Source organism: Stenotrophomonas sp. 112478_Sma (genome assembly GCF_056479905.1).
The window spans coordinates 960,257-985,411 of sequence record NZ_CM151072.1; the positions used below are offsets into that span (position 1 = coordinate 960,257).

General features: G+C 67.7%; 28 protein-coding genes and 1 pseudogene. 10 read left to right on the forward strand and 19 right to left on the reverse strand.

Going from position 1 to position 25,155, the window contains the following annotated elements:
• Window positions 1–4: 4 nt before the first annotated feature.
• The 7 genes from hpf to ACZK08_RS04520 form a co-directional block, all read right to left on the reverse strand.
• A complete protein-coding gene (gene hpf, locus ACZK08_RS04490) occupies window positions 5–322 on the reverse strand; it encodes a ribosome hibernation-promoting factor, HPF/YfiA family (RefSeq protein WP_005415556.1) in 318 nt (105 codons plus the stop codon).
• A 58-nt stretch (window positions 323–380) separates the two neighbouring features.
• Window positions 381–1,805 (reverse strand): RNA polymerase factor sigma-54, encoded by a 1,425-nt coding sequence (locus ACZK08_RS04495; RefSeq protein WP_065182433.1) that lies wholly within the window; start codon window positions 1,803–1,805, stop codon window positions 381–383.
• 40 nt (window positions 1,806–1,845) lie between these two features.
• Window positions 1,846–2,565 (reverse strand): LPS export ABC transporter ATP-binding protein, encoded by a 720-nt coding sequence (gene lptB / locus ACZK08_RS04500; protein WP_053519418.1) that lies wholly within the window; start codon window positions 2,563–2,565, stop codon window positions 1,846–1,848.
• Window positions 2,565–3,098 (reverse strand): lipopolysaccharide transport periplasmic protein LptA, encoded by a 534-nt coding sequence (gene lptA / locus ACZK08_RS04505; protein ID WP_065174534.1) that lies wholly within the window; start codon window positions 3,096–3,098, stop codon window positions 2,565–2,567. Before lptA ends, lptB begins: the two co-directional genes overlap by 1 nt.
• 105 nt (window positions 3,099–3,203) lie before the next feature.
• Window positions 3,204–3,779 (reverse strand): LPS export ABC transporter periplasmic protein LptC, encoded by a 576-nt coding sequence (lptC, locus tag ACZK08_RS04510; protein ID WP_053519420.1) that lies wholly within the window; start codon window positions 3,777–3,779, stop codon window positions 3,204–3,206.
• Window positions 3,776–4,324 (reverse strand): KdsC family phosphatase, encoded by a 549-nt coding sequence (locus ACZK08_RS04515; protein ID WP_053519421.1) that lies wholly within the window; start codon window positions 4,322–4,324, stop codon window positions 3,776–3,778. The genes lptC and ACZK08_RS04515 overlap by 4 nt, the downstream gene beginning before the upstream one ends.
• Before the next feature lie 66 nt (window positions 4,325–4,390).
• Window positions 4,391–5,392, reverse strand: coding sequence for a KpsF/GutQ family sugar-phosphate isomerase (locus ACZK08_RS04520; protein ID WP_065174535.1), 1,002 nt, complete (start codon window positions 5,390–5,392; stop codon window positions 4,391–4,393).
• A 54-nt stretch (window positions 5,393–5,446) separates the two neighbouring features.
• On the opposite strand from ACZK08_RS04520, the gene ACZK08_RS04525 reads away from it, so the two are divergent.
• From ACZK08_RS04525 to ACZK08_RS04535, 3 genes are read left to right on the forward strand one after another with little or no spacing between them, the layout of a single operon-like run.
• Window positions 5,447–5,677: a BolA family protein gene (locus ACZK08_RS04525; RefSeq protein WP_053519423.1), complete on the forward strand. Its 231-nt coding sequence runs from the start codon at window positions 5,447–5,449 to the stop codon at window positions 5,675–5,677.
• Between the two features lie 22 nt (window positions 5,678–5,699).
• On the forward strand, window positions 5,700–6,971 hold the full coding sequence (gene murA, locus ACZK08_RS04530; protein ID WP_053519424.1) for a UDP-N-acetylglucosamine 1-carboxyvinyltransferase: 1,272 nt from the start codon (window positions 5,700–5,702) through the stop codon (window positions 6,969–6,971).
• Window positions 6,968–7,279 carry a hypothetical protein gene (locus tag ACZK08_RS04535; RefSeq protein ID WP_053519425.1) on the forward strand — a complete coding sequence of 104 codons (312 nt, stop codon included), beginning with the start codon at window positions 6,968–6,970 and terminating at the stop codon, window positions 7,277–7,279. Before murA ends, ACZK08_RS04535 begins: the two co-directional genes overlap by 4 nt.
• A gap of 86 nt (window positions 7,280–7,365) precedes the next feature.
• Here the strand turns inward: ACZK08_RS04535 and ACZK08_RS04540 are convergent, their stop codons facing one another.
• From ACZK08_RS04540 to purM, 5 genes are all read right to left on the reverse strand, one after another.
• The gene (locus tag ACZK08_RS04540) at window positions 7,366–8,049 is read right to left on the reverse strand and encodes a DUF3108 domain-containing protein (RefSeq protein ID WP_053519426.1); all 684 of its coding nucleotides are present in this window, start codon (window positions 8,047–8,049) and stop codon (window positions 7,366–7,368) included.
• Window positions 8,050–8,051: 2 nt separating this feature from the next.
• Window positions 8,052–8,864, reverse strand: a complete 813-nt coding sequence (locus ACZK08_RS04545; protein ID WP_065174536.1) for a DUF3108 domain-containing protein — start codon at window positions 8,862–8,864, stop codon at window positions 8,052–8,054.
• A 67-nt stretch (window positions 8,865–8,931) separates the two neighbouring features.
• Window positions 8,932–9,591 carry a phosphoribosylglycinamide formyltransferase gene (gene purN, locus ACZK08_RS04550; RefSeq protein ID WP_065182432.1) on the reverse strand — a complete coding sequence of 220 codons (660 nt, stop codon included), beginning with the start codon at window positions 9,589–9,591 and terminating at the stop codon, window positions 8,932–8,934.
• Window positions 9,592–9,610: 19 nt separating this feature from the next.
• A complete protein-coding gene (locus ACZK08_RS04555) occupies window positions 9,611–10,099 on the reverse strand; it encodes a hypothetical protein (protein ID WP_053519429.1) in 489 nt (162 codons plus the stop codon).
• Window positions 10,100–10,118: 19 nt separating this feature from the next.
• The gene (purM, locus tag ACZK08_RS04560; RefSeq protein ID WP_053519430.1) at window positions 10,119–11,177 is read right to left on the reverse strand and encodes a phosphoribosylformylglycinamidine cyclo-ligase; all 1,059 of its coding nucleotides are present in this window, start codon (window positions 11,175–11,177) and stop codon (window positions 10,119–10,121) included.
• Window positions 11,178–11,289: 112 nt separating this feature from the next.
• Here purM and ACZK08_RS04565 point away from each other — a divergent pair, with 112 nt between their 5' ends.
• Genes ACZK08_RS04565 through hda form a run of 3 tightly spaced genes read left to right on the forward strand, consistent with a single transcriptional unit; the run spans window position 11,290 to window position 14,293 of the window.
• A complete protein-coding gene (locus tag ACZK08_RS04565; RefSeq protein WP_227255408.1) occupies window positions 11,290–12,417 on the forward strand; it encodes a DUF2066 domain-containing protein in 1,128 nt (375 codons plus the stop codon).
• On the forward strand, window positions 12,414–13,586 hold the full coding sequence (locus tag ACZK08_RS04570) for an AI-2E family transporter (RefSeq protein ID WP_065182430.1): 1,173 nt from the start codon (window positions 12,414–12,416) through the stop codon (window positions 13,584–13,586). The genes ACZK08_RS04565 and ACZK08_RS04570 overlap by 4 nt, the downstream gene beginning before the upstream one ends.
• Window positions 13,586–14,293 (forward strand): DnaA regulatory inactivator Hda, encoded by a 708-nt coding sequence (hda, locus tag ACZK08_RS04575; RefSeq protein WP_065182429.1) that lies wholly within the window; start codon window positions 13,586–13,588, stop codon window positions 14,291–14,293. The genes ACZK08_RS04570 and hda overlap by 1 nt, the downstream gene beginning before the upstream one ends.
• 428 nt (window positions 14,294–14,721) lie before the next feature.
• Here hda and murU read toward each other — a convergent pair whose 3' ends face one another.
• The 4 genes and pseudogenes from murU to ACZK08_RS04595 form a co-directional block, all read right to left on the reverse strand.
• Entirely contained in the window at window positions 14,722–15,432 is a 711-nt protein-coding gene (gene murU, locus ACZK08_RS04580; RefSeq protein WP_053516627.1) for an N-acetylmuramate alpha-1-phosphate uridylyltransferase MurU, read from the reverse strand.
• A pseudogene (locus ACZK08_RS04585) lies at window positions 15,429–16,453 on the reverse strand (aminoglycoside phosphotransferase family protein). Before ACZK08_RS04585 ends, murU begins: the two are co-directional and overlap by 4 nt.
• Before the next feature lie 64 nt (window positions 16,454–16,517).
• A complete protein-coding gene (locus ACZK08_RS04590) occupies window positions 16,518–16,787 on the reverse strand; it encodes a GlsB/YeaQ/YmgE family stress response membrane protein (RefSeq protein WP_065174540.1) in 270 nt (89 codons plus the stop codon).
• Between the two features lie 69 nt (window positions 16,788–16,856).
• Window positions 16,857–18,350: a M20 family metallopeptidase gene (locus tag ACZK08_RS04595; RefSeq protein WP_053516630.1), complete on the reverse strand. Its 1,494-nt coding sequence runs from the start codon at window positions 18,348–18,350 to the stop codon at window positions 16,857–16,859.
• 198 nt (window positions 18,351–18,548) lie between these two features.
• Here ACZK08_RS04595 and ACZK08_RS04600 point away from each other — a divergent pair, with 198 nt between their 5' ends.
• From ACZK08_RS04600 to ACZK08_RS04615, 4 genes are all read left to right on the forward strand, one after another.
• Window positions 18,549–18,875 carry a ComEA family DNA-binding protein gene (locus ACZK08_RS04600; RefSeq protein ID WP_231107783.1) on the forward strand — a complete coding sequence of 109 codons (327 nt, stop codon included), beginning with the start codon at window positions 18,549–18,551 and terminating at the stop codon, window positions 18,873–18,875.
• Window positions 18,876–19,213: 338 nt separating this feature from the next.
• Complete coding sequence (locus ACZK08_RS04605; RefSeq protein WP_065182427.1) at window positions 19,214–20,290, forward strand: L,D-transpeptidase; 1,077 nt, start codon at window positions 19,214–19,216, stop codon at window positions 20,288–20,290.
• A gap of 16 nt (window positions 20,291–20,306) precedes the next feature.
• Window positions 20,307–21,032: a murein L,D-transpeptidase catalytic domain family protein gene (locus ACZK08_RS04610; protein ID WP_053516633.1), complete on the forward strand. Its 726-nt coding sequence runs from the start codon at window positions 20,307–20,309 to the stop codon at window positions 21,030–21,032.
• 34 nt (window positions 21,033–21,066) lie between these two features.
• Complete coding sequence (locus ACZK08_RS04615; protein ID WP_065174542.1) at window positions 21,067–21,672, forward strand: HutD/Ves family protein; 606 nt, start codon at window positions 21,067–21,069, stop codon at window positions 21,670–21,672.
• Between the two features lie 54 nt (window positions 21,673–21,726).
• On the opposite strand, the gene ACZK08_RS04620 is transcribed toward ACZK08_RS04615, so the two are convergent.
• From ACZK08_RS04620 to ACZK08_RS04630, 3 genes are read right to left on the reverse strand one after another with little or no spacing between them, the layout of a single operon-like run.
• Window positions 21,727–23,331 carry a sulfite reductase subunit alpha gene (locus tag ACZK08_RS04620; protein WP_065182426.1) on the reverse strand — a complete coding sequence of 535 codons (1,605 nt, stop codon included), beginning with the start codon at window positions 23,329–23,331 and terminating at the stop codon, window positions 21,727–21,729.
• Window positions 23,328–24,299 (reverse strand): FAD:protein FMN transferase, encoded by a 972-nt coding sequence (locus ACZK08_RS04625; RefSeq protein WP_065182425.1) that lies wholly within the window; start codon window positions 24,297–24,299, stop codon window positions 23,328–23,330. The genes ACZK08_RS04620 and ACZK08_RS04625 overlap by 4 nt, the downstream gene beginning before the upstream one ends.
• Before the next feature lie 52 nt (window positions 24,300–24,351).
• Entirely contained in the window at window positions 24,352–25,155 is an 804-nt protein-coding gene (locus ACZK08_RS04630) for a DUF4198 domain-containing protein (RefSeq protein WP_053516637.1), read from the reverse strand.

Consider the following 25,155-nt stretch of genomic DNA (forward strand, 5'->3'; position numbering starts at 1 on the left):
GCGATCAGCCGCCATTGTCACCCACCGGCAGCGGTGCGTGCTGCTGTTTTTTCTCCTTGTGCTTGATCACCAGGCGGTCAAGCTTGTCCGCAAGCAGGTCGATCGCGGCATACATGGTCTGGCCGCCGGCCTCGGCGTGCAGGGTCTGGCCGGGAATGTTGAGGCTGGCGTCGACATGGTGTTCGGTCTTCTGCAGCTTGAGGGTCACCCGCGCTTCGCAGTGCTGGTCGAAGTGCTTTCCGATCCGGGCCAGCTTCTCCTCTACATAGGACTGCAGGGCCGGGGTGACTTCGACGTCTTTGCCAAACGTTTCGATGCGCATCGGGTTTCTCCTGTGTTCGGATGTGCCAATGAACCTCTCCGCCGGGCGCGGCGGTGCGTCAAGCGATTCTGACCCTTTCGTGCGAGGCGGAAATGTTCATGGCTTCACGATACTTCGCCACGGTGCGTCGCGCCACTGGAATTCCCGACGATTTGAGCAGGTCAGCCAGCTTGGCGTCAGAAAGGGGCTTGCGCGGGTTTTCGTCATCGATCAGGCGCCGGATCATTGCCTGGATGGCGGTGCTGGATGCCTCACCGCCGCCTTCGGTATCGATGCCCGACGCGAAGAAGGCGCGCAGCGGCAGGGTGCCGCGTGGGGTCCTGACATGCTTGCGGGCGATCGCCCGCGAAATGGTGGATTCGTGCAGGCCCAGTTCGGCGGCGATCTCACGCAGGGTGAGCGGACGCAGTGCCTGTTCGCCGAACTCCAGGAAGCCGGACTGCTGCAGGATCAGGCAGCGCACTACCCGCAGCAGGGTCTCGCCACGCTGCTGCAGGCCTTTCAGCAGCCAGCGGGCCTCCTGCAGCTGGGCGCGCAGGTAGCCGGCGTCGGCCTCACCGCAGCGGCGGATCATCTGTTCGTAACCGCGGTGGATGACCACCTTCGGCCCGGCATGGCCCGCCAGGGCGGCGCGCCACACGCCGTTCTGCCGCCAGACCACCACGTCCGGCACCACGTAGGTGTCCTGCGACAGCGGCGCGATCTGGGTGCCCGGACGCGGGTCCAGTGACCGCAGCAGGGCCACGGCGGTCTCGACGTCGGCCAGGGGCTGCCGCAGCTCGTGCGCCAGTCCGGCCACGCCGCTGCGCGGCAGCCGCTCCAGCGGCCCGGCAGCGACCTGTCGTGCCAGGGCAAGGCCAGGTGTGTCGGCCGCCAGTACGTCCAGTTGCAGCTGCAGGCATTCGCCCAGACTGCGTGCCGCTACTCCGACCGGATCGAAGCGCTGGATCTGGTGCAGTACGGTGAGGATCTCGTCCTCGCCGGCGTGGATCGCCGGCAGCAGGGTCTCGGCGATGGTGGACAGCGGTTCGCGCAGGTAGCCATCGTCGTCCAGGGCGTCGATCAGGGCAGCCCCGATGCTGCGGTCGCGTGCGGACAGGTGCGACAGGTGCAGCTGCCACAGCAGGTGGTCGGCCAGGGTCTCGGTTTCGGCCACGCGTTCGGCCGCGCTGCCGCTGTCGTCATCGTCGTCGAAGCTGCCGCCGCTGCCGGCGGTGCTCCAGTCCGGTTCCGCCGTTGCCCAGTCGTCCTCCTGGCCGGCGTCGGCGCGTTCGGGCGGGGCGTCATCGCCGTTGCCATCGTCGCCGGCAGCGGCATCGCTCTCGTTGCCTTCGGCCCAGTCCAGCAGCGGATTGCTCTCCACCGCCTGGGCGATCTCCAGTTCCAGCTCGGTGCTGGACATCTGCAGCAGCTTGATCGCCTGCTGCAGCTGGGGCGTGAGCACCAGCTGCTGTCCCAACGATGTCTGCAGCCGAGTCTTCATGCCTGTGCCGAAGAGGGGGAATGGAACCCGGCAGCTGCGGTCACAGCTTGAACGAGTCCCCAAGGTAGACGCGACGTACGTCGGCATTGTCCAGGATCGATTCCGGCGAACCCTGGGCCAGTACGGTGCCCTCGGCGAGGATATACGCGCGGTCGCAGATTCCCAAGGTCTCGCGCACGTTGTGGTCGGTGATCAGCACACCGATGCCGCGCTGCTTGAGGTGGGTGACGATGCGCTGGATCTCGCCGACCGAGATCGGATCGACACCGGCAAACGGTTCGTCGAGCAGGATCAGCCGGGGTTGCGCCGCCAGCGCGCGGGCGATTTCGCAGCGGCGGCGCTCGCCGCCGGACAGGCTGGCGCCAAGCTGTTCGGACACATGGCCCAGCTGCAGTTCGTCCAGCAGGCTGTTCAACTCGCGCTCGCGGCCGGCCGAGTCCAGATCCTCGCGCAGTTCCAGCACCAGGCGGATGTTGTCGGCCACGGTCAGCTTGCGGAACACCGAGGGCTCCTGCGGCAGGTAGCCCACGCCCTGCTTGGCACGGGTGTACATCGGATCGCCGGTGATGTCCTTGCCATCGAGCACGATGCTGCCGGCATCGGCGGCAACCAGGCCGACGATCATGTAGAAGCAGGTGGTCTTGCCGGCACCGTTGGGGCCGAGCAGGCCGACCACTTCGCCCGCTTCGAGGGTGAGCCCGAAGTCCTTGACGACCTCACGTTGCTTGTAGCGCTTGCGCAGGCCCTTGGCGACGAGCATTACTTCCGGCTCCCGGCCGGCTGCGCCGGCGTGGTGGTGGCGGCAGGCGTCTTGTTCTTGGGCGGGATAACGGTGCGCACGCGGCTGCCGTCGCCGCCGGAGTTCATCTCGCCGGTACGGGTGTTGTAGACCATGCGCTGGCCGGCGTTGGTGCCGCGCGCGCTGGTGACCTTGTAGTTGCCGGTGAGGGTGATGATCTCGGTCTTGATGTCGTAGTCGATGCGGTCGGCGAGCGCATCCATCCAGGTGCCGTCATCGAGCTGCTGCTTCAACTTCGCCTGCTTGCCGGTGAACACCACACGCACCGGCTCGCCGTCCTTGAGATAGATCTCCGCTTCGGACGAGCGCAGGTCCAGCGTGCCCTGGGTGATGATCACGCCCTGCGACAGCACGGTTTTGCCGTCGCCGGTGAGCATGCCGTTCTGTGCACCGGCATCGATGTTCATGGGCTCGTTGCGGTCGGTCGACTTCGCCTGCGCGAGGGCGGGGACAAGAAGACTGAGTGCGAGCATGGCTGCAAAGGGGATCTTCATCGGGGTCCGTTCTGCCGGTGGTGGCTGCCCGGTCAGGAGGGCAGCAGCGGGTGGGGGCTGCCGGCGCCGCGCCTGTCCAGGGACGTCGCGGGCCGGGCGGCGGAATCAGCGTCTGGGCGTGTAGCGACCCTTGGACTGGCTGAGGAAATGATACGTGTTGTTCTTCGAATCCACCTCGAACCCGACGCCGGACTGCTCCATGCCGGGGCGGGTCATGGTCACCAGGGCGTCGGTCCGGGCCCGGCTCTCCTTGGGGAACACGTCCAGGTGGTCGGTGCGGAAGGTGGTCGGCACGACGCCCGGGGCAGCCGGACTGTCACCCGCCACCTTGCCGCGCAGCTTCAGTTCGTCACCCTTGGCGCTCAGCCAGCCGGTCTCCGCGCGCAGTGTCCAGTGCCTGCCGTCCTTGTCGGGCATCTCGAACAGTGGCGTGGCGATGTTGATGGTCTGGTCGCCGCGCTGCCGCTCCAGCCGCGGCGCGCGCAGGGTGGTCGATTCCTTGCCCTGCTCGTCCAGGGCGACGATCTGGAAGTCGTGCAGGATGTAATCCACGCCGACTTCCTGGCCGCTCTGGGCCGGGCCCTTGTCGCGGTTGCGCAGCGCGGCCCAGCTGCTGAGCAGGGCCGCCAGCAGCAGGCCGATGCCGAGCACGGTGCGCCAGTTCACGGTCGGTGCGTTCATGCGCCGTACCTCGCCAGGACCGACGCGACATGACCCTGCGCCGCCAGCAGCACGTCGCACAGCTCACGCGCCGCGCCGCGCCCGCCTTCGGAACGGGTCTGCCAGTGCACGCGTTCGGCGATCCACGGATGGGCATTGGCCGGCGCCACGGCCAGGCCGACCGCACCCAGGGGCGCCAGATCCGGCAGGTCATCGCCAAGGAAGGCGACCTGTTCCAGGCCGATGCCGCGCTGGGCACACAGGGCCTGCACGCTGGCCAGCTTGTCGCCCACGGCGATGTGGGTATCAATGCCGAGATCGGCACCGCGCCTGAGCGCGGACTGGCTGTTGCGCGCGGTGATCAGCACGGGGTGTATGCCGTGCTGCTGCAGCAGTTTCAGGCCCAGGCCATCCTGCACGAAATACGCCTTGCTCTCGTTGCCGTCCTGGTCGTAGTACAGCCGACCGTCGGTGAGGGTGCCGTCCACGTCGAAGCAGGCCATGCGGATCCGCGCCGCAGCGGCATGCAGGTGGGCAGGGAAGGCGGGCAGGGGGGACCAGGGCATCAGGACGTTGGACTCGATCAGGGCAGGTGTGGGGTTACAGACTGAATGGGGTCTACGGACTGTCGGTTAAACCACCCGGGCCCGCAACAGGTCATGAATGTTCAGGGCGCCGACGGCGCGGCCCTGGTCATCGACCACGATCAGGCCGTTGATCTGCTGGGTTTCCATCTGGCGGGCGGCCTCCACCGCCAGCTGGTCGGCTCCGATGGTGCGGGGGTTGCGCGTCATCACATCGGCGATCTTTGCCGTGCGCACGTCCAGCGCACTGTCCAGTGCCCGGCGCAGGTCACCGTCGGTGAACAGGCCGATCAGCACGCCCTCGGCATCGACCACGGCGGTCATGCCCAGGCGCTTGCGGCTCATCTCCACCAGGGCCTCGCTGAGGCTGGCGCCGGCATCGACCTTGGGCAGATCGGCACCGGTATGCATGACGTCGGTGATATGCAGCAGCAGGCGACGGCCAAGGCTGCCGGCCGGATGCGAGCGGGCGAAATCGTCAGCGGTGAAGCCGCGCGCATCCAGCAGGGCCACCGCCAGCGCGTCGCCCATCGCCAGCGAGGCGGTGGTGCTCGAGGTCGGAGCCAGCGCCAGCGGGCAGGCCTCGGCCGGCACGCTGACGTCCAGGTGGACGTCGGCGGCGGTCGCCAGGCTGGACTGCGGGCGGCCGGTCATGGAGATCAGCACGTTGCCCTGGCGCTTGAGCACGGGCAGCAGCATCAGCACTTCGTCCGATTCGCCCGAATAGGACAGGGCCAGCACCACGTCGGCTTCGGTGATCATGCCCAGGTCGCCATGGCCGGCCTCGCCCGGGTGCACGTAGAACGCCGGGGTACCGGTGGACGCCAGGGTTGCGGCGATCTTGCGCGCCACATGGCCTGACTTGCCCATGCCGGTGGCGACCACCCGCCCGCGGCTGCCCAGGATCACCTGGCAGGCCTTCTGGAACGGCTCGCCCAGGCGCTCGGCGACCGCCTGCAGTGCCTGCTGCTCGATCTCGAACACGCGGCGGCCGCTGGCCACCAGGGCGGCCGGCTCGACGGAACGGGGGGGCGGGAGGGACTCGGCCATGCGGACGCCACGCAGCGGAAGTAGAATGAGGGTTCATTTTATTAGGAAAGCCCGTTGGACGCCGACACCATCCGCAACCTGATCGAAACCGGCCTGCCTGGCGCCCGCGCCGATGTGCGGGGCGACGATGGCGTGCATTTCGAAGCGACCGTGGTCTGCGACGCCTTTGCCGGCAAGATGCCGCTGGCCCGCCACCGCATGGTCTATGCCACGCTGGGCGACCTGATGGGCGGCGCGATCCACGCGCTGGCGCTGAAAACCGTGACCCCGGCCGAAGCCGGCTGAACCGCAGAAGATCCCGAACCCCATGGCCAAGATCGTTGTGACCGGCGGCGCTGCGCTGCACGGTGAAGTGAGCATCTCCGGCGCCAAGAACGCCGTCCTCCCCATCCTCTGCGCGACCCTGCTGGCCGATGAGCCGGTGGAGATCACCAACGTGCCCCACCTGCACGATGTGGTCACCACGGTGAAGCTGCTGGGCGAACTGGGCGCCAAGGTCACCATCGACCAGGGCACGCTGTCGCGCGGCAGCGCGATCGTGGTCGACCCGCGTGCGGTGAACCAGCATGTGGCGCCGTACGAACTGGTCAAGACCATGCGTGCGTCGATCCTGGTGCTGGGTCCGCTGCTGGCCCGTTTCGGTGCGGCCGAAGTGTCGCTGCCCGGTGGCTGTGCCATCGGCTCGCGTCCGGTCGACCAGCACATCAAGGGCCTGCAGGCGCTTGGTGCCGACATCGTGGTCGAGAACGGATTCATCAAGGCTTCGGCCAAGCGCTTGAAGGGTGGCCACTTCACCTTCGACATGGTGAGCGTGACCGGGACCGAGAACGTGCTGATGGGCGCGGTGCTGGCCGAAGGCACCACCATCCTCGACAACTGCGCGATGGAGCCGGAGGTGACCGATCTGGCCCATTGCCTGATCGCTCTGGGTGCGAAGATCGAAGGCCTCGGCACCGCCCGCCTGGTGATCGAAGGCGTGGAGCGCCTCTCCGGTGGCCGTCATGAAGTGCTGCCCGACCGCATCGAGACCGGCACCTTCCTGGTGGCCGCCGCGATGACCGGCGGCAAGGTCACGGTCAACCGTGCACGTCCGAACACCATGGACGCGGTGCTGTCCAAGCTGGTCGAGGCGGGTGCCCGGATCGAGACCACCGAGGACAGCATCACCCTGGACATGCAGGGCAAGCGGCCGAAGGCGGTGAACCTGACCACCGCGCCGTATCCGGCATTCCCGACCGACATGCAGGCGCAGTTCATGGCGCTCAACTGCGTGGCCGACGGCGTCGGCGTGATCAACGAAACGATCTTCGAGAACCGTTTCATGCACGTCAACGAGCTGCTGCGCCTGGGCGCGGACATCCAGGTCGAAGGCCATACCGCGATCGTGCGTGGCAGCGAGCACCTGAGCGGCGCGCCGGTCATGGCCACCGACCTGCGTGCATCGGCATCGCTGATCCTGGCCGGCCTGATGGCCAGCGGCGATACCACCATCGATCGCATCTACCACCTCGATCGCGGCTACGAGAACATCGAAGAGAAGCTGTCTTCGCTCGGTGCCACCATCCGGCGCGTGCCATGATCCTTCGCGGAAAATTCAGCCCGCGTCGCAAGGCGCTGCTGGCGCTGGTGCTGATCGTGCTGGCGTGGCTGGGATATGCCTGGTACGCCGATATCGCCATCACCCGCGGCATCGAGCAGAAGGACATGGACTGGAACGGTGACGGCACGGTATCGCGTGACGAGATCATCCAGTCGTTCTATGCCGTGTCGGTGAACGACAGCCAGGAAGGCAACCGCCATTGCCGCACGTTCGTCTGGCGCGGAAGCGGTGAGCAGATCCGGGTGGACTGCCGCACCGAGTTCAAACCGGCCGAAGAGAAGAAATGAAAAACGCCCGCGCAAGCGGGCGTTTTCCTTGTGCGGGGCCGGGGTCAGAGCCCATCCCCGAGGGGATGGGATCCGACCCCCGGCACTCAGTTCATCGATCGGATGGTCAGGTCCAGCGCGTCGCGGCCGCTTTCCCGCTGCAGCATGCGCGCCGGCACCGGAAACTCCGGCACGATCCAGGCGATCAGCTCCTTGTTGCCATCGGCACGCGACACCTTGGTCGCCTCGTAGCTCTTGCCGCCCACGGTGATCGATTCCTTGCCGATCACACGGTAGGTCATGTTCTTGATCCGGCCCTCGTCGACCATGCGGTAGGTCAACGGCTTGCCGGCTGCCAGGTCGCGGGCGATGGCCAGATTGATCAGCAGCGCATCCATGTCGCCGGCCTTCAGGGCGATCGGTCCGGCGCGGTCCGGCTTGATGTCGCCGGTCCAGGTGGCCTGGTTGCTGGTCCAGTTGTAGTTGGCCTGCACGTTGCGCTTCTTCACCAGCAGCGCCGAGCGGTCCTGGCTGCTGAGCGGACGCAGCTGGCCGCGCACTTCCTCGAACACGGTGCTCTGGCTCAGGTCGGCCAGCTGGTTTTTCACCTGCAGGCTGTAGCGCCACTTGTTGCTGCCTTCACTGGCCAGCGTCATGGTGCCGTTGGCCTGCATGCCCATGTAGCTGGCCAGATAGTCGGCCTTGAACGGCTCCAGGGCCATCGCCGGCAGGCTGGCCATCGACAGGGTGGCAGCGGCGATCCACGTCAGGGGGCGGGACAGGGTGTTCATGCTCAGACTCCTTGGTATTCGATCAGGCGGAGATCGACGCGGTCTTCGCCATCTTCGCGTTGCAGGATGCGCACCGGGGTGGGGACACCGTTGGCGATCCAGAGAATGGTTTCGTTGTTGCCGCCGTTGCTGCGGTATACCCGCAGCGCGTTGTAGGACAGGTCGCCGACCTCGACGTTCTCGGTCTGCGGCGCGGCCTGGTAGTCGTGCTGGCGCACCTTGCCCATGTCGACGTAGCGGTAGTGCATGGCCACGCCCGGGCGGGCATCACGCATGATCGCCAGGTTGATCAGCAGGGCGCTCTGATCGCCGGCCTGCAGCGGAATGGGCTGCGCGCGATCCTTTTTCACATCGCCGGTCCACTGCGCGGTGCCGGCCTGCCAGTTATAGGTGCCGACGGCCTTCTTGCCCAGGAACAGGCCCTTGCGCACCGTGCTTTGGCTCAGCGGCGCATAGACGCCGCCGCGCTCCTCGAACACCGTGCTCTGCTCGATGTTCAGGCCGAGCACGCTGGCAAAGCCGCGGCGGCCCACCACCTGCATGTCCACCCGCCACTGGTTGCCGCCGGTATGGGTGACCTGCATGGTGGCATCGCCGGCTTCCTTGCCCTTGTAGAAGGCCTGGTAGGTAGCGGTGAACGGTTGCAGCGGCGGCGGTTCCCAAGCCAGCGCGGGCAGCATGGGCACGGCCGGTGCGGCCGGGGCCTGCGACGGAGCTGCCGGGTCGGCAGAGGGCTGTGCCTGGCCCCAGCCCACGCCAGGCAACACGGCAAGCGACAACAGCAGGGGCGTGCACAGCAGCGTCGTGGTCTTCATGGGGGACAGGGGCCGCAGGAGTGAGGCAGGATGCCAGCCCCGCAGTCAGCGGGGCGTGTGCAGAACGTTATCGGTTCAGGTTTCCGGCGGAATCTAGGGCCAGCGGCCTAAACAGGGGGTGACCGTCGAAGAACGCCTGTCCTTCCCGTTCAGCCAGCCGGCCATCGCACAGCAGCTGCAGGCTGGCGATCAGCAGCGGGTGTTCCACCGCCAGCACGCGCTCGGCAAGGGTCTGTGCATCGTCGCCTGCCAGCACCGGCACGCGCGCCTGCGCCAGCACCGTACCCGCGTCCAGCTCCGGCACCACCAGATGCACGCTTGCGCCATGCTCGGCATCGCCGGCTTCCAGCGCCCGGGCGTGCGTATGCAGGCCCTTGTACAGCGGCAGCAGCGACGGGTGGATGTTGACCAGGCGACCGTTGAAGCGCTGCACGAAGCCAGCGCCGAGAATGCGCATGTAGCCGGCGCAGACGATCCAGTCCGGGGCGGAGGCGGCAACCGCGTCGCCTAGGGCCAGCTCGTAGGCGGCACGATCGCTGAATTCCTTCGGTGCATGCGCCCAGCGCCGGGAAGGATCGACCCGCTGCAGGGCCGCGGCATCGGGGCGGTCGGAGAACACGCCCACCACGTCGGCCGGCAGGCGGCCCGACGCGATGGCATCCAGGATGGCCTGCAGGTTGCTGCCGCGCCCGGAGGCGAGCACGGCGATGCGGCGGGGTGCGTTCATTACCGGCAACCCAGGCGGCTCAAACGCTTGCCGACGGAGTGTCGAACACGGCTTTCACCTGGGGGCGGAGCAGGGCGATCAGGGTGAACACCCCCAGCACCGTGCCCACCGGGGTGAACAGGCAGGACAGGCCCGCGACCACCAGGCACAGCACGTAACGGCGGCGCTGCGCCAGGCAGCGCCCGGCGTAGGCGACGAAGGCCCCCAGGGTGACGCCGCCTACCACGATCACGCTGCCGATGATGGTGAACATCCAGCCGAACATCCGCTGCTCGGCGGGCGATGAGGGCTGCCCCTCCGAGCTCAGCGGCAATGCCCCGGTCAGGGCGCTCACGCCCAGCACGATGTGGATGATGAAGATCAGCGAGAACAGTGCGATGAGCGCACCAACCACGTAGTGGCCGATGGACAGCGCCCGCAGATGGCTGGCGTCCTGCGGGCCGAATACGGGTGCCGTCAGCAGCGGCGGCGGCACCGGGTTCGAAGGGGATGGGGGCATTGCGTCCATGCGGGCTCCTCTGCAGGGGTCAGGCGATGCGGACGCGCTCGGCGCCTTCGGTGGTGACGACCTGGCCGATGGTCCAGTGATCCAGGCCCTGGGCGGTGACCGCGGCGGACACCGCCTCGACCTGGTCCGGCGCGACGATCAGCACGAAGCCGATGCCGCAGTTGAAGGTGCGCCACATTTCGCTGTCGGCGACCGCGCCTTCCTTCTGAAGCCACTGGAACACCGGCGGCAGCGTCCACGAGGCCGCCTGGATGTCCAGGCCGAGGCCGTCCGGGACCACCCGGATGATGTTCTCGGTCAGTCCGCCACCGGTGATGTGGGCCATGCCATGGATGGCATCGCCGTGCGACTTCAGCAGCGACAGGATCGGCTTGACGTACAACCGGGTCGGTGCCATCAGCGCGTCGACCAGCTTCACGCCGCCTTCCAGCTCAAGATCGGCCGGACGCCCGGCGCGGTCGTAGATGCGGCGGACCAGCGAGTAGCCGTTGGAGTGCGGGCCGGACGAGGCGATGCCGATCAGCACATCGCCGGCCGCCACGCTGGCGCCATCCTTCAGTTCGCTCTTTTCCACCGCGGCCACGGTGAAGCCGGCCAGATCGTACTCGCCCGGGGCATACATGTCGGGCATTTCAGCGGTCTCGCCGCCGATCAGTGCGCAGCCGGCCTCGGTGCAGCCGTTGGCGATGCCGCCCACGACCGCCGCGGCGGTATCCACGTCCAGCTTGCCGGTGGCGAAGTAGTCCAGGAAGAACAGCGGCTCGGCGCCCTGCACCAGCACGTCGTTCACGCACATCGCGACCAGATCGATGCCGATCGTATCGTGGCGGTTCAGCTGGTGGGCCAGCTTCAGCTTGGTGCCGACACCGTCGGTACCCGACACCAGCACCGGTTCGCGGTACTTGTTGGACAGGTCGAACAGGGCGCCGAAACCGCCCAGGCCGCCCATCACTTCCGGACGGAAGCTGCGCTTGACCAGGGGCTTGATCCGCTCGACCAGCTCGTTGCCGGCGTCGATGTCGACGCCCGCGTCACGGTAGGTGAGGGGGGAGGGGGCGGAAGACGGGGTGTTGGTCACGGGCGTCGGCGCTGGCAGGGGTTGAACGGGCGATTTTAACAGGCCGCATTGGCGCACAGGCCGTATTCGGGCAACAATTCCCCCCGGATACGTCGAGCCAATGGATGTCCTGATGCGCCGCAGCCTGATTCTCACCCTGCTTCTTGCGTTGAGCCTGCCGGTGGCCACGATGGCCCAGAGCGGCCTGCGCACCGAGGGGGATGTCGCCACCGCCAGTGGGGCCTACGAGGCCGAAGTGCCGGTCAACAGCCAGGCCGAGGCCGACCGCAATGGCGGGCTGGCACGCGCCCTGAGCGTAGTGCTGGGCAAGCTGTCGGGCGACCGCAGCGTGATGTCCCGGCCCGGCGTGGTGCAGGCCCTGCGCAATGCCAAGGATTACGTGGCCAGCTACGACTACAAGCAGGACCAGAGCGTCAGCGCCAGCGGTGCGCCCAGTTTCCGGACCCTGCTGGTGGCCCGTTTCCGCGAGGATGACGTCGATTCGCTGGTCGCCGCGCTGGGCCTGCCGCTGTGGCCGCAGCCCCGACCGAAGCCGGTGCTGTGGCTGGCCGTCGATGACGGCAGCGGCCCGCGCCTGGTCAGCGTGCAGCAGGCCAATGCCGCGCGCCCGCTGCTGAACCGCGCCATCGAGCGCGGCTACAAGCTGGGCCTGCCCAGTGGGGGCGCTGCCGAACAGGCGCTGGCCGGTGCCATCTGGCGCCAGGACAGCGCCGCCGTGGCCCGCGCCTCTTCGCGCTACTCGCCGCCGATGCAGCTGATCGGCAAGCTCTACCGTGCCAATGGCGGCTGGCAGGCGGACTGGGTGTTCGTCGACGATGGCCGTGAACTGAACAGATGGACCAGCAAGGATGCCAACGCCATGCGCGCGATGGCCGCGGGCGCCGATGGCGCGGCCGATGCGCTGGTCAAGCGTTATGCCAAGGCCGGTGTGGCCACCGGCCAGGCGGGCAGCTACCGGGTGGTGGTCACCGGCATCAACAGTGCCGATGACTACCTGCGACTGGCCGCAGGCCTGCGCGACGTGCCGGTGGTGCGCAATGTCACTCCGCTGCACGCCAGCGCGGGCCGGCTGGAGCTGACCGTGGAAATGACCACCGGCCTGGCCGGCTTCAACCGCATGCTGGGTGACAGCGGCGTGCTGGTTCCAAACGCCCCGCTGCCTGCCCTTCCGACACCGATCGATGACACCACCGGCGTGCCGGTGCAGGCGCCGGTCAGCAACGAGTACCGACTGCGATGACCCTGACGCCGGAAGCTGAAATCGCGCAGTTCCTGCGCCGGGTCAAATACATCCTGCTTGCCGGCCTGATCGGCTGGATCGTGTGGCTGCTGGCGCCGATCCTGACGCCGTTCGTGCTGGCGCTGGCGCTGGCCTGGCTGGGTGATCCGCTGGTGGACCGCATCGAGGCCACCGGGCGCTCGCGCATGACCGGCGTGGTGCTGGTGTTCGTGGCCATGGTGCTGGTGATCGTCGCCGCGCTGCTGGTGCTGGTGCCGATGATCGAAAAGCAGATCACCACCCTGGTGGCGGCCGTGCCGCAGGCACAGGCCTGGCTGATGCAGACCGGCATTCCGTGGTTCGAGCAGAAGACCGGCCTGGAGGTGATGCAGTGGCTGGACCCGGATCGCCTGATCGAATGGGTGCGCAGCCATTGGCAGCAGGCGGGCGGCTTCGCCAAGACCTTCATGGGATATGTCTCGCGCTCGGGCTTCACGATGGTGACCTGGGTGGTCAACATCCTGCTGCTGCCGATCCTGGCGTTCTACTTCCTGCGCGACTGGGACAAGCTGGTGGAGCGGGTCGCCTCGGTCATTCCGCGCAACCACATCGGCACCATCACGGCGCTGGCGCGCGAATCCAACGAGGTGCTGGGGGCCTTCATCCGCGGCCAGTTCCTGGTGATGCTGGCACTGGGCGTGATCTATGCCGGCGGCCTGTCGCTGGTGGGGCTGAAGCTGGGGCTGCTGATCGGCATGATCGCGGGCCTGATCAGCTTCATTCCGTACCTGGGCGCGACCACCGGCATCCTGATGGCGATCATCGCCGCGCTGGTGCAGGCGCAGGGCTTCGACCTGAAACTGCTGATACTGGTCGGCGTGGTGTTCACGGTCGGCCAGTTGCTGGAGAGCTATGTACTGACGCCGCGCATCGTCGGCGACAAGATCGGCCTGCATCCGGTGGCAGTGATCTTCGCGGTGATGGCAGGCGGCCAGCTGTTCGGCTTCCTCGGCATGCTGCTGGCGCTGCCGGTGGCTGCCGTGTCCAACGTGCTGCTGCGCTATGCGCACCAGCGCTATCGGCAGAGCGATCTTTACGCGGGTGAGAAATCGGCGATCGTGCTTGACGGTGTGGTCGAGCCGCCCCAAATCATCCTCGACACAAACGACAAGGGCCCCGACCTGAAGTGATGGGTGTGCCGCAATTGCCGCTGGCCCTGCACTACCCGCGGGACCAGCGCCTGGAGACCTTCATCGGCGCACCGGATGGTGCGCTGGCGCAGCTGCGCGCGATCGCGGTCGGTGCCAGCCACGACTGGGTCTACCTGGAAGGCGCGGCAGGCACGGGCAAGACGCATCAGGCGCTGGCGATGTGTTCCAGCGCCGAGCAGGCCGGGCGGCTGCCGACCTATGTGCCGCTGGCCAGTGCGGCCGGCCGTGTGCGGGCAGCGCTGGAGGGGCTGGAGGCGCGCGAGCTGGTCGCGCTGGACGGACTGGACGAGATTGCCGGCAACCGCGAGGACGAGATTGCCCTGTTCGATTTCCATAACCGTGCGCGCGCTGCCGGCGTGACCGTGCTCTACACGGCGCAGAAGGCGCCGGCCGAACTCGGACTGGTGCTGCCGGACCTGCGCTCGCGGCTGGGCCAGTGCGTGCGGGTGCTGCTGCAGCCGCTGGACGAGGAAGGACGCGCGGCGGTGCTGCGCGAGCGCGCGCTGCGACGGGGGCTGGCGATCGACGAGGCCGCGATCGAGTGGCTGCTGTCGCACACCGGGCGCGAGCTGGGCGGGCTGATCACGTTGCTGGACTGGCTGGACCGCGAATCGCTGGCGGCCAAGCGTCGGATCACCGTGCCGTTCCTGCGCCAGGTGCTGGAAGAAGGCCGCCCTCGCTACTGAGGTTGGGGTTTGTTTTGCAGGGCTGCCGCCCTGCACCCGCCGAAGCCAGAGCAACGTCAACGTCAAACGCGGGCTTCCTGAGGGGAGGCGGGGTGGCTCAGGTTGCGGGGGACGGCGCAAGTACGTTCCCGCAATCTGCCGGGACTGCGTACTGCACTGTTGTTGGTGGGTGTCGACCTTGGTCGACACGGTAGATCCACGCTACGCGTGGATGCGCAGCGAAGCGACCTGCTTTTGCTTTTCTCTACTCTCTTCCGTGGCTGGACGCGCACGGAAACTGTCAGAGGCCGGGCGGGGTGGGTTCGCGGGGGTGTCCGCGGCATGGATGCCGCGGCCAAGCCCCCATGGATGGGTTCACGGCGTCCCCCGCGAACCCACCCCGCCCGGCCAGGCACGGCTTTTGATTGGAGCGACCAACCATGAGGGGCTCAGCCGTTCGCCGCCAACTCAACATCCAGCGCACGCAGGCGATCCACCGTGCCGACGTCGGTCCAGCGCCCGCGATGGTGCTGCCCCGTCATCAACCCCTGCGCCATGAAGTGCTTCTGCAGTGGCACCACCGAGAACTTCGGCGGCAGCCGCTCGCTGCCCGGCGCATCGCCAATCACCGTGCGCCAGTCGGCCACGATTGAGGGGCGGTACACGCCGATGCCGGCATAGGTCAGGCACGGTCCTTCGCGGTCATGGTGCAGCAGGCCCTGCGTGTCCAGCCGGTAATCACCGTGCGGATGCTGCGTGGGGTTGTCGACCAGCACCAGATGCGCCTGGCCCCGCGGCTCGCGCGGTAGTGTGGCGAAATCGAAATCGGTCCAGATGTCGCCGTTGACCACCAGGAACGGATCCTCACCCAGTGCCGGCAGAGCATTGAGAATGCCTCCGCCGGTCTCCAGCGGGGTATCGCCTTCATGCATGAAGTGCAGGCGCACACCCCATCGGCTGCCATCGCCTAGCATCGCCGGGAACTGTTCCGCCAGCCATGCGGTATTGACCACGATATCGCGCACGCCGCAGGCGGCCAGGCGCTCCAGGTGCCAGACGATCAGCGGCTTGCCGGCCACTGCGAGCAGCGGCTTGGGTGTGTGCAGGGTCAGCGGGCGCATACGCTCGCCCAGACCGGCGGCGAAGATCAGCGCCTTCATCGGACCATGCGCATCGGTGTGCCGAGCTCGGCCAGCGCCGGCTTGATGCGTGTGTCCAGCAGCTGCCGCAGGGGGCCAGCTCGCGGTAGCGCGGCAGTACTTCGTCCAGATAGGTGATGAAGCGCGGCGCATCGTCCAGGTAATGACCCTTGTTGTCGCGGTAACGCAGGCGGCAGAACAGGCCCAGGATCTTCACGTGGCGCTGGATGCCCATCCAGTCCGCGTCACGCAGGAAGGTCGCACGGTCGGGCACCGGCAGGCCCGCAGCGTGCGCGCGCGCGTGGTACTGCGCGAGCCACTCGTCCACGCGCTGCAGCGGCCAGCTCAGGAACGCGTCCTTGAACAGGCTCACGGCATCGTAGGCGATCGGGCCCCGCACCAGGTCCTGGAAATCCAGCACGGCCGGACCGTCGGCAACGGGCATCAGATTGCGGGGCATGTAGTCGCGGTGGGTCATCAGCTGCGCCTGGCCCAGTGCGTTGTCCATCAACCGGCGATGGACCAGCTGCAGGCCCTCGATTTCGCCGCAGTCCAGCTGCAGGTTGAGATGGCGCTGCAGGAACCATTCGTCGAACAGGCCGGCATCACGCTGCAGCAGGGCTTCGCCGAACGGGCCGAAGTCGGCCGGCACCGGGATCGCCTGCAGGCGCAGCAGCTGATCGATGGCGCGGCCGAACCATTCATCGGCGTTGCGCTCGTCGAGGATTCTCGCCAGGGTCGGACCGCCGAGATCCTCCAGCAGCAGGAAGCCGGCGTCCAGATCCTGCGCAAGCAGGGCCGGCACACGCAGGCCATGGTCGTGCAGCAGGCCGCGCATGCGCAGCCAGGGGCGGGGGTCTTCCAGTCCCGGCGGAGCATCCATCACGATGTGGCTGCCGCGTGTACCGGTGACGCGCCAGTAGCTGCGCATGCCTGCATCGACCGAGGCACGTTCAACCACGGCCTGTGCATCGCCAAGCTGGATACGGGCCCACTGCAGTCGCTGCGCGCTGCGCTGGGGATCGGAGGCGGGTTCGGTCATGCGGGCATATCCGGGCGCGCGGGGCGCGCCGACGTCGGGGACAGGAGGGAAAGGTGGGGCCGTTTCAGCGGCGACCGCTGAACAGGCGCAGGATCGCCAGCACGGCCACCGCGCCAACCACGGCACCGAGGAATCCAGCCGGTTCGCCCGGGGCGTACCAGCCCATGTACTGACCAAACCAGCCGGCCAGCAGGGCACCGAGGATGCCCAGCACGATGGTCAGCAGGCAGCCCATGCGGTTGTTGCCCGGCATGACGAAGCGCCCGAGCAGGCCGACGAAGAACCCGACCAGCAGGATGTACAGCCAGCTGCTGCTGCCGAACAGACCATTCATGCGTGTGCGTTCCGCTTGAGAAGAACGCAGCCTAGCAAGGCCGGGCTGCGTCCGTCACGGTGTGCCGGATCAGCAGCAGCCGTGGTCGCCATGGCGCGTGCCGCTGTCGGCGGCCACCGGCGAACCACTGGTCTCGCCACGCAGGCTGGCGGCGTAGTGCTCGCTGATCACCTTGGACACGCAGGCGGTGACCTTCTTGCCCATCGGAATGTGCAGGAACTCGTTCGGGCCGTGCGCGTTCGAGTGCGGGCCAAGCACGCCGGTGATCATGAACTGGGCACCGGGGAACTTCTCGCCCAGCATGCCCATGAACGGAATCGAGCCGCCTTCGCCCATGTACATCGCCGGCTTGCCGAAGAAGGTCTGGCTGGCTTCGTCGATGGCCTTGGTCAGCCACGGCGCCATGGCCGGGGCATTCCAGCCGGTGGAGGCCTTTTCCAGATCCAGGGTGACCTGCGCGCCGTTCGGAGGATCGCGCAGCAGCGCTTCTTTCAGCAGCTCGCCGCAGGTCTTGCCATCGGCGGTGGGCGGCAGGCGCAGCGACAGCTTCACCGAGGTCTGCGGGCGCAGCACGTTGCCGGCCGATTCCAGCGGCGGCATGCCGCCGATTCCGGTGACCGACAACGCCGGGCGCCAGGTGCGGTTGAGCACCAGCTCGGTGAGGTCTTCGTTCATCGGGCGCAGGCCATCGACCAGCGGGAACTTCTCGAAGATGGCCGTATCGACCACTTCGGCGGCACGCTTGGCCTGTTCCTGGCGCTCGGCCGGGATTTCCACGTTCATGCCGTCGATCAGGATGCGGCCGGTGTCCTGGTCCTCGATGCGCGACAGCAGCTGGCGCAGCAGGCGGAAGCTGGACGGCACCACGCCGGAGGCATCGCCGGAATGCACGCCTTCGTTGAGCACCTTGACGGTGAAGTTGCCCCCGGTGAGACCGCGCAGCGACGTGGTGCACCAGAGCTGGTCGTAGTTGGCGCAGCCCGAATCCAGGCAGACCACCAGCGACGGCTTGCCGATGCGGTCGGCCAGATGGTCCACGTAGGCGGGCAGGTCGTAACTGCCGGACTCTTCACAGGCTTCGATCAGGACCACGCAGCGCGCGTGCGGCAGGCCCTGGGCCTGCAGGGCCAGCACGGCGGCCAGCGAACCGAAGATCGCGTAGCCATCGTCGGCGCCGCCGCGGCCATAGAGCTTGTCGCCACGCAGGACCGGGGTCCACGGGCCCAGGTCGTCGTCCCAGCCGGTCATTTCCGGCTGCTTGTCCAGGTGCCCGTAGAGCAGGATGGTGTCGTCGCCGGTTTCACTGCCGGTGGCGGGAATTTCCAGAAGAATCAGCGGGGTACGGCCTTCCAGGCGGACCACTTCGACCTTCAGGCCCGGCAGCTCCTGTGCCTTGGCCCAGGTCTCCATCAGGGTGACCGCCTGTTCCATGTAGCCGTTCTGCACCCAATTGGCGTCGAACATCGGCGACTTGTTAGGAATGCGGATGTAGTCGACCAACTGCGGGACGATTTCGCTGTCCCACTTGTCATTCACGAATTGGCCGAGCTTGGCGCTGTCCATCTGAAACTCCGGTTGCATGGCTGATCCAGCCATTCTACGCCTGCGCCGGGGGTAGGGTTTTTCCTACATCACGTCGGGTATTTGGCTGGCTTTTAGAAATCCACGAAACCGATAGTCTGTGTGTATGTGGTGACGGACACTGTTCCTACCGACGGGATTGCCGGTCGGGGCGGCCAGAACCACAAGGAGTTATACGTCGTGCCTTGGTTAGTCGTGTTGGGGGCACTGGTACTGGCAATGGGGATCGCAGGGGCGCATGCCGCCGAACCGATCGACATCAACCGGGCCGATGTCCAGGCGCTGCAGCAGGGATTGACGATGGTCGGAGCCAGGAAGGCTGCGGCGATCGTCGAGCACCGGCGCAGACACGGGCCCTTCAAGCGCGTCGAGGATCTGACGCAGGTGAAGGGGATAGGGACAGTGATCGTCGAACGGAATCGACAGCGGATCACCGTAGGCGACAGGCTGTTGCCCGCGGATCCGGTACCCGGATCGGTACCGGTGCGGACCGTACCAAGGCGTTGACAACAGGAATCGTCGGGACCCGCAGGAGGCCGGTCCACCGGGCACTGCCAGGGAGGCTGTGTTCACCGACCGTCGCAGGATGCGGCACCAATCACCAGGATGGTGGCATCACAGACCTGTGGAAGGGGCTGAGATACAAGCAGGACAGACGCGGCCGCGTGCAGGATGCAACGCCACCCCCACTTCGCAGGACGCGCGGGGGAGGCAGCAGGCCGACAAGGACGTGACGATTGCCCGGTACGACACAGGGTTGTGTCGCCGGGCATTCTCTTTTGGCGCGTTCGCTACGGCGCGATGGTGTACGGTGACCGCTTCGCATGGAATGGAACCTCGGCTGGATGCGTCTGCACCGTTCGTCCCTGATGCTCTCCCTTGTCCTGGCACTGCCGCTGACCGTGCAGGCCGGGCCGCCGTCTTCGCACTCGACCGACCCGTCCGGGCCGGTGGCCGCCGAACGCGGGCCTACTGATCTCAAGCCGGGCGAATTCCTCTGGCATCCGGAGATTTCCCCGGCCGGCCCGATCGTGCTGGTCGTCAGTCTGGACGAGCAGCGCGCCTACGTGTATCGCAACGGGATCGCCATCGGGCTGACCACGATCAGTTCGGGCAAGGCGGGACACGAGACGCCGACCGGGGTGTTCACGATCCTGCAGAAGGACAAGGACCACCGCTCCAACCTCTATAACAGCGCACCGATGCCGTACATGCAGCGGCTGACCTGGGACGGCATCGCCCTGCATGGCGGCAGCCTGCCGGGGCATCCGGCCTCGCATGGCTGCGTACGGCTGCCCCAGGCGTTCGCGCAGAAGCTGTTCAGCGAGACCCGGCGCGGCGATACGGTGGTGGTGGCCGATGCCAAGAGCGCGCCGATGACGCTGGCCTATCCCGCCGTACTGGCGCCGGTCAACGCGCGCGGCGAGGCCCTGCCCGAGACCGGCGACGGCAGTGTGGCGGCGGCCTGGTGGAACGACAGCGCGGCGCCGGCCGGGCAGGTCGGCATCCTGGTCAGCCTGCACGACCAGCGGCTGTACGTCCTGCGCGACGGCGTGATGATTGGCGAATCGCCGCTGAAAGCCGACGCGCTGCCAGCCTTCCAGGGCACCACGCTGTTCGTGATGGGGCAGGGCTACAGCGATGTTCCCAGCCCGCTCGATGCGAAGCAGCGCCTGCATCAATGGACGGCCTATCCGTTGCTGGGCCAGGACCGTGCGCAGGCGACCCCGGACCTGTTGGCCACGCCGTCGCTGCCATTGGCGCTGCCGGCCGATTTCGCCCGGCAGCTGTACCAGGTGCTGGTGCCGGGCACGACGCTGCTGGTGACCTCGCTGCCCGCCGTGCGCCCAAGCCCGGCTGAATCCGGCCTGCAGCCGGTCTTGGAATCCGAGCCGGCAGGGTCCACTCTCACAGGCAACTGAGTCCTGTGTCCCGTCCATGACCGCATCCCGCCTGTGCCGGCTGGCCACGCTTGGCCTGCTTGCAACCTCGGCCAGCGCACCCGCGTTGGCGCAGACGCCCGCCATCGCGACCCGTGCCGAGGATCTGGCCGCCCTGCTGGCACGTACCGCGCCGAAGGCCGATCGCCATGTGCTGCAGCTGGCGGCGCAGGCCATGCGCTGCGCCCTGTTGCGACCGGAGCTGGGCATCAGCGGCGAACGCCTGAGCGTGATCGACTATTCGCGGCCCTCCACCGAGCCGCGCCTGTGGGTGTTCGACCTGGCGCACCAGCGGCTGTTGTTCGAGGAATGGGTGGCGCACGGCCGCAACAGTGGTGAGAACCGGACCGAGCATTTTTCCAATCGCGACGGCAGTTACATGTCCAGCCTCGGTGTGTTCACCGCGCAGGAAACCTACATGGGCGGCAACGGCTACTCATTGCGGCTGGCCGGGCTGGAACCGGGCTTCAACGACCGCGCGCGCGAGCGTGCGATCGTCATTCATGGCGCCCCCTACGTGAATCCGGCGACCGCCCAGCTGCAGGGTCGGCTGGGCCGCAGCCTGGGGTGTCCGGCGGTGCGGCTGTCGGTGGCCAGGCCGCTGATCGACGCGTTGCGTGGTGGCACGATGGTGTTCGCCTATTACCCCGACCAGGACTGGCTGAAGCATTCGCAGCTGCTGGGTGGCCAGTGTGGCGCGCAGGGTACGGTCGCCACGCGCTGATGCGCGATTGCACGTGGCGTGGTGCAATGCAGGCATGGATATCGATGCGCTGCTGAAGACACCGAGCCAGGTGATTGCCCGCCTGGATTACCGCCGCGAACGCTGGCGCAATGGCCTGGGCTGGACCCGCGAAATCCTGCGGCTGCCGGCGCACGGGGACGACTGGGCCCTGCGCCTGTCCGTGGCGGAGATCGAGCAGGATGCCGCGTTCTCTGCATTTCCGGGCGTGGAGCGCGAACTGGTACTGCTGCAGGGCAACGGTGTGCGCCTGCGCTTCGCCGATGGCCGGGTGGCGGAGGTGCTGCCGCCGCATGGTCGCGTGCGCTTTGCCGGCGAGGAGGCACTGCACGGCGAACTGGTCGATGGCACCACCCATGATTTCAACCTGATGTGGAAGCGCGGGCAGTTGCACGCCGAGCTGCTGCACCGGCCGCTGGTGGGGCCGATGTTCTTCTTCTGCGAGCCAGGCGTGGCCTGGGCGCTGCACCTGCTGGCGGGTGAGGCCGGCTTTGCCGAGGACAGTGGCTTGCCGCCGATGCAGGCAGGCGACACTGCATGGCTGGCGGCCGGCGAGCGCCAGCGACATGCGCTGCAGGGCAGTGGCGAGCTGCTGGCGATACGGGTGAGCGCCGCGGACTGATGATTCGCATGCGCCGATGGGCATCATCCGCGCATGCGCTGGGCGCTGCCTGGGCTAATACACATCACGGCGGTAACGGCCGGCCACCAGCAGGGCCTCCTTGCCGTCGGTACCCAGCACCTGCTCGATGACCGCATCCACGGCCGGCGCCATGCCCTGCAGGCTGCCGCAGACCAGGATCGTGGCACCTTCATCGACCCATTGCCGCAGCGTTGCCGCCTCCGCCAGCAGGCGGTCCTGCACGTAGCGGTGGCTGCCGCCGTCACGGCTGAACACCGTATCCAGACGCTGCAGCGTGCCGGCCGCCAGCATCGCCCGCAGTTCGTCACCGAAATGGAAGTCGTGCGCGGCCGAGCGCTCGCCGAACAGCAGCCAGGTGCGGTGCGCGCCGACGGCCGCGCGCTCATGCAGGTGTGCACGCAGGCCGGCGATGCCCGTGCCATTGCCGATCAGCAGCAGCGGCGCCGCAACGGCGGCACCGTGGAAGTTGTCGTTGCGGCGCAGGCGCAGTTGTACCGGCTCGCCGATGACGGCGTGGTCGCACAGCCAGGCACTGCCGATGCCGGGCGTGCCATCGGCACGCAGCTGCCGGCGCACCAGCAGTTCCACCGCACCATCCTCCATCACCGAAGCGATGGAGTACTCACGATGCGGCAGCGGCTGCAGGGCCGCCAGCAGGGCGGGCAGATCACCCGGTGGCACCAGTGAGGGCAGGTGCGAGCGTTCGACACGGGCCAGCAGCGTCTGGCCGTCCTCGAGCACCGTCTGCGGATCGAAACCCTGTGATTCCAGCCAGGCCCGCGCGCTGTGCCGCGCGTGCTGCGGGCCGATCTCGGCAATGTCGCCGGCCTGCCAGCGCACGCCGTCGATGGCAGGCGCCTGCAGGCGCAGCCAGTACACAGGTCCGCCCTGGCTGCCGGGATTGAGGTGCCGGCGTTGCAGCAGCGTCCACGGCTGGTATTCGGCCGGGCTCCAGTCGGGCAGTTCGCTGGCGCCACCGGCAAGTTGTCCGAGCAGTTGCTGCCAGTGCCGCAGTGCAGCGGGATCGGCGTTGTCGACCTCGATGGCGTCGAACAGGGCATGTGCGCCGTGCTGGCGCAGCCAGTCGTCGAGCTGGTGACCGAAGGCGCAGAAGTGACCGTAGCTGCGATCACCCAGGGCGAGAACGCCGTACGAAAGATGCTGCAGCGATGACGGCAGGGCCATCACATGGCGCAGGAAGGGCACTGCATGATCGGGCGGGTCGCCTTCGCCGGTGGTACTGGCGATGAACAGTGCACGCTGGCTGCCGGCCAGCAACGTGGCGTCGACCTCATGCAGACCGCGCACACGCACCGGCACGCCGGCACCACGCAATGCCTCGGCACTGCGTTCGGCCAGTTCGCGGGCGAAGCCGGTCTGGCTGGACCAGACCAGCAGGATCGGCGCGACGTCGCCAGAGGCAGCATCGTCGCGCGGTCGCCCACGCCACCACAGTGCGGTGCAGACCAGCGCATAGAGCGCGGTGGCGATGATGGCGATCTGCGATTGCCGCGCCGGCGGTGCGCCCTGCCACCAGGCTTCGCCGAGATGCAGTCGCAGCAGCGCCCAGCCGATCAGCGCCAGCAGGATCAGTACAAGCGCGTTGCCGAGCAGCGCGCGCGACGGCCGTGCGCTCATGCGTCCCGCTCGTCGAGCAGACGCTGGAAGGCGCTGCTGAGAAACTCGTGCGGGCCATCCGCTGCGCGATGCAGGTAGCGTGCGGCCAGTCCTTCGCGTTCGGCCAGCGCCATGCCGTGCTCGCGGCCGAGTACGGTGAGTGCGGTGGCCCAGGCATCAGCATGCATCGCGTCGTCGGCGACCACCGTCACCGCCGCTGCAACCTGGCGTACCGGCCTGCCGGTGCGCGGGTCGAGGCTGTGGCTGTAGGCCTCGCCATCGGCCTGATAGTGATGCCAGCGATCGCCGGAGGTAGCGACCGCCTTGCCGTCCAGCGCCAGCACCCGCGGTGGTGTTTTGGCGTGCGCGTCTTCTTCCGGCGCCGATTCCACCAGCACGCGCCACCGTTGGCCATCGGGCTTGCGGCCGTAGCCGGCCAGTTCGCCACCGACCTCGATCAGTGCAGCAGCGATGCCCTGATCGCGCAGCCACGCGGCCACGTGATCGACGCCGAACCCCTTGGCGATCGCAGAGAGATCCAGTTCCAGTCCGCCGGGTTGCAGCAGCGCATCGCCGCGCCATTGCAACCGCTGCCAACCGCAGCGCTCGCGCGTGGCCTGCACGGCGGCGGCATCGGGCTGGCGCCTTTCGCCGGCATGTGCACCGAAACCCCACAGTGCCACCAGCGGGCCGATGGTGGGATCGAACGCACCGTCGCTGGCGGCAGCGATGGACTGCGCGCAGGACAGGACGTGACGGGTTTCGGCAGGCAGGGTGCACCACTGGCCTGCATCGGCGCTGTTGTAGCGGCTGAGGTCCGAGCCGGCGTCCCACGTACTCATCTGCGCGACCACATCATCCAGGCGCGCCTGGATGCCGGCGTGCAGCGGGTGCAGGTCGCGCTGGCGCGGCGCGACCAGCGACACGCTCCAGGTGGTGCCCATGGTGGTGCCGCCGAGGCGGGCGATGTCGAGCAGGGAATCGGTCATGACGGGGCGTGGCGGCTGCGATGCCGGGGCGTGCCCGGCATCGCGGTCCCCATTACTGCGGCAGCACTTCCAGCGTGGCCACGTAGCTCAGGCGACGCTTGGCGGCCTGCTTCACCGAGGTCTTGTTGTCTTCAGTGCCGGTTTCCAGCCAGTACATGCCGGCTTCCGGCCAGGTCACCTTGATTTCGCCCTTGGCGTCGCTGGTCACCTTCAGTTCGTCCTGCGCGTTGCGGTAGCGGGTGGCGCCGCGCACGATCTCGAAGGCAAGGCCAGCCGTCGGCTTGCCGTCGACCAGCACGCGGAAAGTGGCTTCCTCGCCGGCGAACAGGTCGTTCGGGTGACCGACCGCAACCAGCTCGATGCCGCGGTTGGTCGGCTTCAGTGCGGTATCGTTCGGCGCGCCATTGGTCACGAACGTCTCCACGCGGCCGACCGACTGGCTCACTTCCAGCTTCTCCGCGTCCTTGGGCAGTTCGCCGAAGGTGGCGGCGGTACCGCGCCAGCGCTTGCGCTCGCCGTTCTGTTCGTAGGTGGCGAACAGGCCGTCATTGACCGAAGCGATGCGGTAAGTGCCCTGCTGCTTCAGCTCCAGATCGAACACGCTGCGGTACTTGCCGGTCGAGGCGTTCTGCGGCTGCACGCTGCTGCCGTCCGGCGCGGTGATCACCAGCGATTCCAGGCGCAGCGGCACGTGGTTGAAGTAGAACAGGTCGTTGGAGACCGCACCATCAACAGTGATCCACGGCGCATTGCCGGCGATCACGGTCTGCGAAGGCAGCAGCCAGGCCTTGTGGGCGAGTGCGGAAAAGGGAAGGGCAGCGGCCAGAGCGGCGGCGAGGACGAGCGTGCGCTTCAT